This is a genomic window from Tepidicella xavieri (assembly GCF_004363315.1).
Taxonomy (GTDB): Bacteria; Pseudomonadota; Gammaproteobacteria; order Burkholderiales; family Burkholderiaceae_C; genus Tepidicella; species Tepidicella xavieri.
Map to the genome: position 1 here is coordinate 222,058 of NZ_SNYL01000001.1, position 12,559 is coordinate 234,616.

At 62.1% G+C, this 12,559-nt stretch carries 11 protein-coding genes; all 11 read right to left on the reverse strand.

The features are described 5' to 3' along the window. Positions 1-105: 105 nt before the first annotated feature. Entirely contained in the window at positions 106-3,015 is a 2,910-nt protein-coding gene (locus tag DFR43_RS01060; protein WP_133595503.1) for a ribonucleoside-diphosphate reductase subunit alpha, read from the reverse strand. 269 nt (positions 3,016-3,284) lie between these two features. Next, positions 3,285-3,839: a 1,6-anhydro-N-acetylmuramyl-L-alanine amidase AmpD gene (gene ampD / locus DFR43_RS01065; RefSeq protein WP_133595504.1), complete on the reverse strand. Its 555-nt coding sequence runs from the start codon at positions 3,837-3,839 to the stop codon at positions 3,285-3,287. Beyond that, positions 3,836-4,096, reverse strand: coding sequence for a DUF6812 domain-containing protein (locus DFR43_RS01070; RefSeq protein ID WP_133595505.1), 261 nt, complete (start codon positions 4,094-4,096; stop codon positions 3,836-3,838). Before DFR43_RS01070 ends, ampD begins: the two co-directional genes overlap by 4 nt. Before the next feature lie 91 nt (positions 4,097-4,187). After that, entirely contained in the window at positions 4,188-4,763 is a 576-nt protein-coding gene (locus DFR43_RS01075; RefSeq protein WP_133595506.1) for a GspH/FimT family pseudopilin, read from the reverse strand. Between the two features lie 48 nt (positions 4,764-4,811). Further along, entirely contained in the window at positions 4,812-5,270 is a 459-nt protein-coding gene (locus DFR43_RS01080; RefSeq protein WP_133595590.1) for a type IV pilin protein, read from the reverse strand. 8 nt (positions 5,271-5,278) lie between these two features. Next, entirely contained in the window at positions 5,279-9,127 is a 3,849-nt protein-coding gene (locus tag DFR43_RS01085) for a pilus assembly protein (RefSeq protein WP_133595507.1), read from the reverse strand. Between the two features lie 21 nt (positions 9,128-9,148). Next, positions 9,149-9,745 (reverse strand): pilus assembly PilX family protein, encoded by a 597-nt coding sequence (locus DFR43_RS01090; protein ID WP_133595508.1) that lies wholly within the window; start codon positions 9,743-9,745, stop codon positions 9,149-9,151. Next, positions 9,742-10,830 (reverse strand): PilW family protein, encoded by a 1,089-nt coding sequence (locus DFR43_RS01095; protein WP_133595509.1) that lies wholly within the window; start codon positions 10,828-10,830, stop codon positions 9,742-9,744. Before DFR43_RS01095 ends, DFR43_RS01090 begins: the two co-directional genes overlap by 4 nt. Next, the gene (gene pilV, locus DFR43_RS01100) at positions 10,827-11,297 is read right to left on the reverse strand and encodes a type IV pilus modification protein PilV (RefSeq protein ID WP_211338570.1); all 471 of its coding nucleotides are present in this window, start codon (positions 11,295-11,297) and stop codon (positions 10,827-10,829) included. The genes DFR43_RS01095 and pilV overlap by 4 nt, the downstream gene beginning before the upstream one ends. A gap of 1 nt (position 11,298) precedes the next feature. Then, positions 11,299-11,850: a GspH/FimT family pseudopilin gene (locus tag DFR43_RS01105; protein ID WP_133595510.1), complete on the reverse strand. Its 552-nt coding sequence runs from the start codon at positions 11,848-11,850 to the stop codon at positions 11,299-11,301. A 130-nt stretch (positions 11,851-11,980) separates the two neighbouring features. Next, positions 11,981-12,439, reverse strand: a complete 459-nt coding sequence (locus DFR43_RS01110; RefSeq protein ID WP_133595511.1) for a pilin — start codon at positions 12,437-12,439, stop codon at positions 11,981-11,983. Positions 12,440-12,559 lie beyond the last annotated feature (120 nt).

The window sequence follows — 12,559 nt, forward strand, 5'->3', positions numbered from 1 at the left end:
TTCAATTATGAAATTGCGCAGCAGAATTGCAAGCGTTGGCCGCGCAGCACGCGCACTCGGCGGGGCGCAGTGTTGCGCGGCTGCATCGGAATGGCGCCACGGCGCTCATTGACAGGCTTCGCAACCCGGATCGTCGATGGCGCAGAACTTGATGTCGGTGGCCGGCGCGTCCAGCACCGGGGCGCTGGCCGCCACGCTGGCCGGCGCCGCTTGCAGGGTGCCACTGGCTGTCGGGACGGCGTTCAACTGGCCAATCCGGCCGGTGGCTTTTTCGGCGTGGGTGGCCCCGGTGGTGCGCAGGTAGTAGGTGGTCTTCAAGCCACGGATCCAAGCCAGCTTGTAAGTCTCGTCCAGCTTCTTGCCCGAAGCGCCGGCCATGTAGATGTTGAGGCTTTGCGCCTGGTCGATCCACTTCTGGCGCCGCGCGGCGGCCTCCACCAGCCACACCGGCTCGATCTCGAACGCGGTGCGGTAGAGTTCCTTGAGCTCCTGCGGCACGCGGTCGATCGGCCACAGCGAGCCGTCGAAGTGCTTGAGGTCCATGATCATCACCTCGTCCCACAGGCCCAGGCGCTTGAGGTCTTTGACCAGATAGCTGTTGATGACGGTGAATTCGCCCGACAGGTTGGACTTGACCGACAGGTTGCCGAAGCACGGCTCGATGGACGCATCCACCCCGATGATGTTGGAGATGGTGGCGGTCGGCGCGATGGCGATGCAGTTGGAGTTGCGCATGCCGTCGCGGGCGATCTTGGCGCGCAGGGCGTCCCAGTCCAGCGTGCGCGAGCGGTCCACCTCCAGGTAGCCGCCACGCTCTTGCGCCAGCAGGTCCAGCGAGTCGATCGGCAGGATGCCGCGGTCCCACAGAGAGCCTTTGTAGGTCGAGTATTTGCCACGCTCGGCGGCCAGGTCGGTCGATGCCCAGTAGGCGTAGTAGCACACCGCTTCCATCGAGCGGTCGGCGAACTCGATGGCCGCTTCAGACGCGTAGGGCACGCGCATCATGTACAGCGCGTCCTGGAAGCCCATGATCCCCATGCCCACCGGCCGGTGGCGCAGATTGGAGTCGCGCGCCTTCTTGACCGCGTAGTAGTTGATGTCGATCACGTTGTCGAGCATGCGCATCGCGGTGGCGATGGTGCGCTTGAGCTTGTCGTGGTCGAGTTCCTTGCCGTTGGGGCCGTCTTTGAGGTGCTGAGCCAGGTTGACCGAGCCCAGGTTGCACACGGCGGTTTCGGTGTCGCTGGTGTTGAGCGTGATCTCGGTGCACAGGTTGGAGGAGTGCACCACGCCCACGTGCTGTTGCGGGCTGCGGATGTTGCACGGGTCTTTGAACGTGATCCACGGGTGGCCGGTCTCGAACAGCATGGTCAGCATCTTGCGCCACAGGTCCACGGCCGCCACTTTCTTGTAGGGCTTGATTTCGCCGCGCGCGGCTTTTTTTTCGTATGCCAGGTAGGCACGTTCAAATTCTTGCCCGAATTTGTCGTGCAGGTCGGGCACGCTGTTGGGGCTGAACAGGCTCCATTCGCCTTTTTCCATCACGCGCTTCATGAACAGGTCCGGGATCCAGTTGGCCGTGTTCATGTCGTGCGTGCGGCGGCGGTCGTCGCCGGTGTTCTTGCGCAGTTCGAGGAACTCCTCGATGTCGAGGTGCCAGGTCTCCAGATAGCAGCACACCGCGCCCTTCCTCTTGCCGCCTTGGTTGACGGCGACTGCGGTGTCATTGACCACCTTCAGGAACGGCACCACGCCCTGGCTTTCGCCGTTGGTGCCCTTGATGTGGCTGCCCAGCGCACGCACGCGCGTCCAGTCGTTGCCCAGCCCGCCGGCAAACTTGGACAGCAGGGCGTTCTCCTTGATCGATTCGTAGATGCCGTCCAGATCGTCGGGCACCGTGGTCAGGTAGCAGCTGGACAGCTGCGAGCGCAGCGTGCCCGAGTTGAACAGCGTGGGCGTGGACGACATGAAGTCGAAGCTGGAGAGCACCTCGTAGAACTCGATGGCGCGCGCCTCGCGGTCGATCTCGTTGAGCGCCAGGCCCATGGCCACGCGCATGAAGAAGGCCTGCGGCAGCTCGATGCGCTGTTTGCGCACGTGCAGGAAGTAACGGTCGTACAGGGTCTGCAGCCCCAGGTAGTCGAACTGCAGGTCGCGCTCGGGTTTGAGCGCCGCCCCGAGCTTTTTCAGGTCGTAGTTCAACAGCTCAGGGTTGAGCAGTTCGGCTTCCACGCCCCGCTTGATGAAGGCGGGGAAGTAATCGGCGTAGCGCTCGCGCATTTGCGCGTGGGTGGTTTCTTCGCCCAGCACCTCTTTGTAGATGGTGTGCAGCAGCAGCCGTGCGGTGGCGAAGGTGTAGTCGGGGTCGGTCTCGATCTTGGTGCGCGCGGCCAGGATGGCGGCTTTGTACACCTCGCTCATGGGCACGCCGTCATACAGGTTGCGCATCGTCTCGGCCACGATGGGCTCGGGCTTGACATCGGCGCCCAGGCCTTCGCAGGCCGAGGCGATCAGCGCGTGCAGGCGCGGCACGTCCAGCTCGATGCGCTGGCCTTGGTCGGTGACATGGATGGCCGGGGCGGCGGCCGACTGTTGCTCGGCCTGTTTGGTCGCGCGCTCCTGGGCCCGGCGTTCGCGGTACAGCACATAGGCGCGGGCCACTTCGTGGTGGCCGCCCCGCATCAGGCCCAGTTCCACCTGGTCCTGCACGTCCTCGATGTGGAAAGTGCCGCCGCCCGGGCGCGAGCGCATCAGGGCGCGAACCACGGTCTGCGTCAACTGCTCCACGTCTTCGCGCACGCTGGCCGACGCCGCTCCTTGCGCGCCACGAACCGCCAGAAAGGCTTTCATCAGCGCCACGGCGATCTTGTTCGGCTCAAACGGCACCACGGCGCCGTTGCGGCGGATGATCTGGTAGTTTTGCAGCGTGCCGGCCTGGGCGGGGCGTGCGGCCTGGGGCGCATAGGCAGCGGCGCTGTGGCTGCCGGACTCGGGGGTCAAGGTGGTGGCTTGCATGGGTCCTCTCGCTAAGTGTCTGGTTCTGATGGGGCGCGGCGCACAGGCGTGCGCCGGTGTGGCGTCGCTGACCGCTTGAGCGGTCAGGCACAGCAGAGGGCACTAGGGATAGTGTGTGCCGGCTCTTTGAAACACTAGCTGTAGTGTAGCGGCACTCGTGGCCAAAGTGCGGGGGGCGACGAAAAAAAGCCGCCCCCGAGTCGGTCGCTCGCAGGCAGACCTAGGGAAAGTCCCTGTGCGCCGGCGGCGTCGCCTGCGCCGATGGGGCCTCAGGCGGTCAGGTCGACGGCAGGAAAACGGTGGGCCGGCCAGCCCGTCAGCCGTTGCAAACAAGCCCAGTCGAAGCCGGGCCCCGGGTCACGCTTGCGGCCGGGGGCCACATGCTCGTGGCCCACCACGTGCTCGATGGGGTGGCGGCTGGCCAGGGTGTGGCACAGCGCGGCCAGGGTGTGGTACTGGGCGGGCTCAAACGTCTCGCCCTCCAGTCCTTCCAGTTCGATGCCGATGGAGTAATCGTTGCAATTGGGGCGGCCCATCCACGCCGATGCCCCGGCGTGCCAGGCCCGGTGCTCGTCCGCCACGAATTGCACCGGCTCGCCGGTGCGACGGATGAAGTAGTGCGCCGAGACTTGCAGGCCGCGAATGCCCTGGAAATAGGGGTGGGCGTCCCAGTCCAGCGTGCCGGTGAAGAGCTGCTCCACCTCAGGCCCCCCGTATTGCCCGGGGGGCAGGCTGATGGAGTGGATGACGATGAGACTCGGCGCCACGCCAGGGGGCCGTGGGCCGAAATGCGGAGACGGTACCGTGCGGATGTGCAGGCTCATGAAAACGCGAACGAGCGGGCCTTGTTGTCGTCCACTTCCTCGACCGAGACGACGAACTTTTTCGACAGGATGGCCATTTCCCCGACATCCGAATTCATCTGGATGGGGAAGAACTTGCGCTCGTCATTGAGCAGATCCTGGATGCGTTCGCCGGGTGCCAGATGCACATAGCCCCGAAACCGGTCGCCATCGTGCATCTTCACGCTGACGAACACGCGCCGGGTTTCCTGCTTGAGGGGGGCGGATGGAGCGTTCATGGCGATCGAGAGCGAAGGTTCGGTTAGCAAGAGGCCTCGGTGAAAGTGTCACACAACTGGCGCAAGTTCTGGCCCTGTGCAACGCAAAAAATCATTGACACGCAGGTTGCGCGGTGGTGGGGCGTTCGATGCGGACACGCCCTGGGGCGGACATCACAATGTGCCGGAAGTACCGCGGATCTGTTTCCCCGGCTATGCAGAGCGTGAAAGTACCGGCCTGAAAGGCGCCAGAAGTCAGCCTGGGCTGTCCGTCGGGGTGGTAGCGCGCATAACGGCTTACCGGTGTGTTGCCGCTGAGGCGCACGCGGCCGGGCAGGCTGCCTTGCCACAACACCACGTCTGCTGGATCCAGCCAGCCATTGCGGTTGGTATCCACGAACAGCGTGTAGCCATGGTTCCAGCTTGTGCCCGGGGCACAAGGTGCACTGATCGGGCTGGTGGCGCACAGCATCACGGGCCGACCGCTGGCAATGGCATCCACCCTGGCGCGGTGTAGCAAGGCCAGCCAGCCATTGGTGGCTTGGGTGAGTGCCCAGTCCTGACGCCAATGCTTGAGGTGAGGGGCTGCCACCGCCCACCCTACAGCCATCACGGCCACCACGGTCAGCCATTCCACCAGCGTAACGCCACGCACGCCCGGCTGGGCGCGCCCTCTGCATGCGCGCATGATCCTGCCCTGAATATCGTTTTTGGGGCAGGATTGTAGCCATCGAGATCACCAGCAGCCTTGCGAAAGAGCGTTTTGATCGTTTCGGGACAAGCGGGCGCCTTGGTGATTGAGAATCAGCACGGCGCAGTTGGCGTCTCGTTGCGCTTGTATGCCTTGGGCCGTGGCGCGAAATTCGAAAGTGGTGGCCGTTACCGCTGCCAGGCTGAAGACGTAACGTTGCTGGTTGCCATTGATGTCGTTGACGCAATTCAGGATGGGGAAGGCATCTGGAGGCGGATTGTCGGGATCGGTGACCGGCGCATTCGGGAACGCGTCGTAGCGCAGATTGGTGGTGTACACCCGCTCGGCCAGTTGGGCGTATTCAGACAGACACGCCTGTGCTGCAGACCGGTGGGTGCGGGTGATGTGATTCACATACGAAGGATATGCCACCGCCGCGAGTATGCCCACGATAGCCACGACGATCATCACTTCGATCAGGGTGAAGCCGCGAGTTGCTTTCATGCCGATTCCTAGTTCGTCCGCCGGATTTCGCGCCATGACGTTCGGCGCAAGATGTCCTGCCCCACATTGCCGCTGGTCAAGATCTGGTTGATGGTTCCATCTTCACGGTTGACCTGCATCACGTTGCCGGTGAAGATGGGGTTGAACGGTGCATTGGCGATGCCCAGGCCAGAGACGAACAGCAGCGCGCCATTGATCACCATGCCATCTCCCGCGTTGACAAAACCGTCCAGGTTCACGTCAAAGAACGAAGCAGACAGGCGCCCGCCCTTGAACGGGTCTACCGCCATGATGAAGCCGCGCCCCGTGGGTGCACAGCGATCATTGACATCGGGGATGCGGGTGGTGCCGATCAGAACCCGGCCGCGCAGCAGGTTGGGCAACACCATGCGTTCCCCTGAGACGGGCAGATCAAAGTACCAGCCTCGCAAGGCGCCTGTGACTTCCGTGCCTTCGTTGAGGACCCTTCGCACGAACTCCTGCCCTTCCACCGTGAAGTCGCCAATGAAACCGACGGCTGATAGTTGATTGCGACCGGTGATGAGTGTGCCGTCGATCAGGCCGTACCACGTTTGCGCAGCCGTGCTGCTCAGATCGCTGGTGTTCAGATAACGTCCGGTTCCGAAGAAGATCCAGGTGTCTGCGGTGTCCGGATTTTTCGCGACCAGGGGGCTGGCGCTGATGGGTTGGGGATTGCCATTGGCGTCGCGGGCATGGAACACCTTAGTGGCTGTTGGCGTGCCCGTTCCCAGCCCACTGAAACGCCATACCCCGCCGGACAGGTCGCCCGCATAGGCGCGGTCGCTGAAGCCATCGTTGTTGCTGTCCCAGGCGAAAACGGCTGACAGGCCGATGCTTCCGGTTTCTGCCGTGTCCACCACCGTGGATACCCCGTCACTGAGGCGGATGGTGATCAGTTGAGCCCGGTTCCCGGTGCTGTTGGGGCCGTTGCCCATCAGGACTCGCCAGTCGCCGTTGGCCACCTGCGCGATCACAGGCTTGCCCAGCACATTGCCCAAGGCGGGAATGTCGCTGGCATTGCGTTCCCACATGAAGCGGATGTCGCCCGGGTTGGTCACGTCCAGCGCAAACACGCTCCGCCCGCCCCGGCCTTGGGTGCCGATGAGCACGGTGCGCCATTGAGCCTGATGCCAAGAGGTGTTGCCGCCAGACACGGCGGTGTAGGCATCGGCGACGGTGATTTCCCCGTCCAGGTAGTAGCGGTGGGTGTAGCCGGGTTGGGCGTAATCCTTCAGGTCGTTCGCAAACACCGATCGCGGGATGAATGCGAAGGTTTCAGCACCGGTGACCGCATTGAAGCCATGCAGCATGCCGTCATTGGCGCTCACATAGATCATCTTCGTGCGGTTGGCGCGATTGTTGACGAACGTGTTGTAGGCATTGGCGCCATTGAAAGCGCTGCCTGTGTACAGGCCTGCGGGCGGTGCCCCCACAAATACGGGTTGGGAATTGATGATGGAGCCCAGCACGTCAGAGCGGCGCCGGAACGTGCCATTGGGTTCTTCCAATGAACGGTCGCCCCGCAGGTAATTCACCATCTGCTGTACCTGGGTATTGGTGAAAGAGGCGCTGGGCATGCCCAAAGCATCGCGAATGCGATTGCGCTCTGCATTGTTATTGGTCCATTGGAAAGGTGCCATTTCAGCGCCATCGGCCAGATTGGCACGGATATTGCGGCTGCCATGGGCAGGCAGGTTTTCGCCGGCCGTCCAGGCCGTTCGCACAATGCGGCCATTGGTGGGATCGAGCTCGAACGCCACCAAGTCGCCCCCAAAAGTGCCAGATTTGTAGATCGACTGGTAAATGGCCGTTCCAGTTTCCAGCCGGGTGGAGTTGGCAGCCAGCGATGCCCCAGAGCGCCGCTGTTCGGCTTCCACCTGCTCAAATGCGGCCCGCAGGCTCTCGATCATTCGGGTGGCGTCGCTGGCCACGTAAAAATTATCGGGCCGGATGTAAGCGTTGTTGCCGCTGCCAGAGAGAATCTCGCCGTTGCGGCTCCACCATGATTGGGGCAAGGGCGTGGTATGGGTATAGGGGTTGAAGCCTTCAGGTACCCGGAACCCTCCATATTTGGCCGCCAGCCAGTACTGGTTATCGGTCCGGCCTGCCAGTACCTGATTTTCTCGTACATCTACCCAGTGGGTGGAGATCGTTTGCTTGCCTTGGAGGTCGGGGCGCAAATCGACCGTTCTGGCGTGGTAGGCCATGCCGGCAATATACGCGGAATTTTCGCGTCCTGTATAGATTGCAGGTACCCGATTGGTAATGCCTTCAAGTTGAAAAACTTTTTGCGTGGCCGTCAGCACATTGATGCCTGTATCGGCTGCCACGGCCGCGGGCATGGGTGGCTCGTTGGACGTGACCAAGTTGCCGGGGAGATTTTTGTCTCGATGGGTATTGACATCGCCAATACCCAAGATGGCGGTGGGCTGACACCAGAACTGGTAAGGGTCGTCCCAATTGGTGATCACAGGGAAGCCGTCGGCCAATTGATAGTTGGCACTGGCCGAATTGCCGTTTAGGACGGTGTATTCGGGAACGTTGCCTAGGCCGCGGATGTAGCGCAAGGCGGCATAATACATTTCACTGACCGGGTCTCGGCTTTTATGGTTGGCCGTGGTCATTTGTCCGAACTTATTGATGTAATTGATGATGCCACTGTCTTCGATAGTGGGGTTTCGGCTGGCCACAGTGGCTACGGTGGCAGAAGCATCCGCAGGATCGGGGTTACGGATAAAGACGCCCGTATCTGGGTTCCATTCCTGACGAGGATTGCTTCTCCACCCTTGTAAGCCATCGAACTCCCGCGGGCCCACATATTTTTGGCGGCCTCGCAATGCTGCCCCATCACGGCCACCATTGACAGTGCTGGAGTCATTCAGGTAGCCAAAAATACTGAAGCGAAGGCGCTCTGCATACTCTTGAATCAGCCCTTCAGGTTTCCAACCATTGGCTGGTAGGGTGGCGTTTTTGGGATAGCGGACACAGTTTTCCTCAAGAAAAGCGGTGCCACCGTTGGCAATGGCAAAGCTGGAGGTGGCATCGCACACCTTCACCCGTGCGCTGAACACATAGGCGCGATCCGACTGGAGGTTGTTGCGCCCATGAACGCTGGGGTTGTAAGCCACGACGTTGGAGTCGTTGGCGGCCAAATTCAGCACATTGTCGTTGTCGTTGTCCAGCACCAGGCGGAACTGGTTGCCCAACCCATGGACACGGATGCGCAACGAATTGAGTGAAGATGCGCTGCCGTTGAGGCCATTGAACGGGGTGGCACCCTGGATGATCGTGTTGTTGCTGAGGACACGAATGGGGTAGACGCCTGTTCCGCCCTGTCCATCATGACGGGCTTTTTCGAGCCAGGTTTCGCCGGGCTCGTCCTTCACGCGCAGCCCACCGGTCAGAGCCTTGCGGAATGGATCGATGGTTTGCGTCAATGCCCAGTTCAGAAAGCGGCCGCTCCAGCGCAGGTTGGTGTTGTTGCTGGCGCAGGTGCCATTGCTGTTGAACCCCACGGGGTAGAAGTGGCGCTCCGCCTCCACGTTGGAAAAATGGTAGGCGTAGCATTTGCTGGAATCGAAATAGCCGGCATAGGTGCCAGTGGCAGAATAGTTGCCGAGGTTGGCCACGCTGTTGATGGTGGGCCATTCCACCGAAGGGGTCAGCACCAGATTGCCCGGCACGCTCTCGGCCGCAATCAACGGGCGTTGGTCGATCACCACCTGCGCCAGTACCAGATTGGCTGCCGCCAGTGTGCTGAGCAACCCGATGGGGAGGAGCCTGGCCAGACGCTGGTGCCAGCGGCGTGGGTGAACGGATGCGCGGGTGTTTTTCATGGAGAACTCCCATTCAGGGCATCATTGCCTGACGCGGATCGTGCTTTGGAGCATCACGAAAGAGCGGGCGCCGACCTCGTCCGGGGCGCCGTTGCGTACGGTGATTCGGTACACATTGGAAACGGGGGTGCCGCCAGCCTGGTCACCGCCATACTGACGGGTGTTGGCGCTTTGTTCCTGCCCTAGCGAGTCTTCCGCAGGCTCTGGGGAGACGCCCAGAAACGCCACATGATATTGAGCCGTGCCCGCTTCGAAGGCCTCGTTGGGCACCGCTGCGCCCAGGTTTCGCCATGCCGCGTCGGCATCGGCCGGAATGGGGTTGCAGGAGGCGGTACTCCCTGGGCTGCAGTCGATTCCGCCATGGGCGGCAATGTCTGGGTTGTTGGCCACGGCGTTTTCCGCCAGTCGCAAAATGCTTTCCGCCGTCTGAAAGGTCAACTCGCGGTCCAGCACATTGGCACTCATGCGTTCCTGCAAGGTGGTGGTGCGTACCGTGCTCAGGCTCAGCAGGGTCACGATCACCAGCACAATGAGTGTGATGACCAGTGCCACGCCACCTTGTGGGTGGCGGTTGCGTGGCGCCGGATGGCTCTGGGGGGAGAGGTTGGCGTGAATCATGGCACGCGGTTGCGCAAGGCAACGGTGTGGGTGAGTGTGCGGGTGAGTCGCCCTTGATTCGCGGCATTGGTCGCCACATTGCGATCGGGGCTGGTCAAGGTGAGTGCGATGCGCACAGCCGTGACTTCATTCCATTGATTGGCCGTGATCGAACTGGCAGGCACGTAGGCGTTTTGTCCACGACGCAAAAACAGCAATTGCATGTCGTCCACGTCGGTGACGATTTCTTCTACCGGGCTGTTGCGTGCCCCGTTCGGAATTCGGAACAACGAGCGCCCGCCTGGCTGGTCGCAAGCAATGCCACGCCCCGTACACCCGACATACCACAAAGAGGTGGAATAGGTGGTGATGATCCCGTTGCGGGCGTAGGACTTCCAATTTTGCGCCTGCAGGGCGCAGTTGGCCGCATTGCCCAGGCACTTGGTGGCATTGCCAGGAATAGGGCAGTTTGGTGATCCTTGCGAACAGTTCGATTCGTTGTGAACGATGGTGACGTTGGTGCCGGGCGAAGCGTTGGTGACTTGGAAAATAGACGCCAACTCGTTGTCACAGACCATCACAATGTCGTTGTCATTGAGCCCGTGATTCACGGTATTGACCGAGAAACTCGCTGCGGGGGCGTTGTGGCTTTCCACCGTCACGCCGGTGCCGCGGCCGGCACCGATTTGGATGGCCGAGGTGTTGGCGGCGCGCGCTCCCCGGGTGGTGCCCACGGCCACTCCCTCGATGGCTTGGGTGCCGTCGTAGCCACGCAAACCCAAGGTGCTCCACCAAATATTGGGGTTGGTGGGTTGGCGCAATGCGCTGACGACTTCCAGATTGTTGCCGCAGGGTGTGAAGCCCGCCTCCCGAATGTCGTAGGCCATGAGTTCGAAGGCGATGCGACCGTTTTCCTGGATGCGTGACAGGTTTTCGTTGGTGCGGTAGCTCTGGCTGGTGCTGAGGTACATCGACAACACCCCCGCCACCACCAGCATGCCCAGCACGACGCCGATCATGAGTTCCACCAGCGACAAGCCCGTTTGGGCACGGCGCTGGCAACGGGGGCGAGACCGATGAGCCGGGGCAGCAACAGGGCCGTTCATAGGCGGACTTCCGTATCGATTTGGAACGCGGCTTGGCCACCCGTGGCACGTTCGTCGTTCCAACGAATGCGCACCGTACAGACGCCCTGCAGGCAGTTGATGTTGCCGCACGCGGTGGGGCCCAGGTCGGCGCGCAAGCTGTTGAGCCACTGCGCCACATCCAGGTTGGCCTGTGTGGCGCCTGATGGGGGGGCGCAATTGGGGGTGTCGATGTCGTAGTTGTAGGCACCTGCCAGCGCCGCCGTGCGGTTAGCCCGCATGGCATCGATGATGGCATAGCTGGCCACCACCGCCACGGTGCGCTCGCTGGCGCTTTGGTTGTTGCGCAGCGACGCGGCTTGCAGCCCCAGCATGCCCAGCAGACCGATGGCCAAAATCACCACCGACACCAGGACTTCAATCAGGCTGGCGCCTTGCTGCCGGTTGACCGGTGGCATGCCGAGGCGATGAGTAAAGGCGTGTGTCATGTCAGTTGTTTCCCGGGGCATTGGCGCAGCCGCCCGCGCCCAGGCTGGCGCGCTCGACCACCGCGCGGCTGAGTTCGATGCGGATGCGGCGCGCGTTTTCGGCCGGATTGGCCGTGGCCGCGCATACCTGCAAAGTGCCGGTGAGCGCGCTGCCGCCGGTATTGACCGGCAGCCCGTCACTGCGGATGACGATGATGTCGTTGGTGAGGTTGCTGCTGGCGCGCACCACCAGATTGGGCCGGATTTCCCCCCGCTTGATGATGTCGTTGTTGTCGGGCCGCACAATGATCCAGTGCGCCCAGGCGGCTTGGGCACCGCCGGCGCATGCCACTGCGGTCGCGTTGGCGGCCCGGCACAGCCGTACCGGCCGGTTGAGCCGAATGGCCTCGGCCCGAGCCGTTTGGTAGGCGGCCAGCAGTTCGTTGGTCTGGCTGGTGAGGCGGTTGGCCACCATCATCGGCTGCAAGAAAGCCACGCCCAGCCAGGTGAGGAGGGCCAAAATGGCCAGCGCGGTCACCAGTTCGATCAAGGTCAGGCCGTGATGGGGTTTCATGACGCCACACTATACGGGCCCGCGATGCCCATGGCCGCTGCCCGGCGGATGAACGGCGGCGGCGGAGCGATGAACGAAAAAGCCCCGCTGGGGCGGGGCTGTGACTAGATCAAGGTGTGAGTGAATAATATTATTGAACCGTACAGCCAGAGGGCGCAAAGGAATCTTTCCAGCCGCCAACCGGATTCGGGCGAGTGATTGTGCATGACCAAACACCCGTGGCCGCACGACTCCAAGCGATCACCGCACCGCGAACGGGGGCGGGTGAGCTGCCAGCCATTGTGGCGGAGATGGTTACCTCGCCACCGGCATCGATACTGACTGTAGGTCTGCCACTTGCAGGCGCAGCGCTATCGATTAGCGTAGAACTGGTAAAGCCTAAATCCTGGGCATTACCTGGAGTTTGACCGCGAGCCAAGGCATCTTCAACAGCGGTACGTAAGGCAGAGATTTCACCGTTGAGCCGGTTGACCGCGGCGCGTGCCGTGTAATCCTGATACTGCGGAATGGCAATGGCCGCCAGAATGCCGATGATCGCCACCACGATCATCAGTTCGATCAGGGTGAAACCCTTTTGCATCGCTTTCATGAAAAAAACCTCCTCAGGTTTGGTTGCCAGTCCCACAAGACGTTTGGAGACTGCCGAAGTATAAGCACTTCGCGTGCCAGCCCGGTGGCCGTGGCGCTCTCGCTCTGGGCGGCGGCTGCG